Below are 304 nucleotides of genomic sequence, written 5' to 3' on the forward strand. Positions count from 1 at the left end.
TGAAGAGACTTCAAAGCTTCCTCGCCTGAAGTGAGCGGAATTTCCTTATGCTTTACGCAGTGTATAAAATGTTCCAGTTCAAGCGCATAAGGGCTTTTCGCTAGCGGGCTTTCCGGCACGCCGGCTGCAGCTTTACTGGCGCTGAACTGAACGACGGAATTTGATTTGTCTTTATCGTATTGAACCATGCCTTTGGTGCCCGCGATCTCGAGTGAAGTTTGGAAAGGCGCGCCCTGCGGGTAAGCCCAGCTTGCTTCTACGTGCGCCATGACGCCGCTCTCGAAGCGAATCACTGTAAGCGAAT

General features: G+C 52.0%; 1 pseudogene. It reads right to left on the reverse strand.

The annotated features are described in order from the left end of the window. Positions 1 to 269, reverse strand: a pseudogene (locus tag KVT27_RS24160) (Gfo/Idh/MocA family protein); the annotation flags it as partial. Positions 270 to 304: the final 35 nt, after the last annotated feature.

The organism is Lysinibacillus sp. GbtcB16, assembly GCF_019091145.1.
In the GTDB taxonomy this organism is placed as follows: domain Bacteria; phylum Bacillota; class Bacilli; order Bacillales_A; family Planococcaceae; genus Lysinibacillus; species Lysinibacillus fusiformis.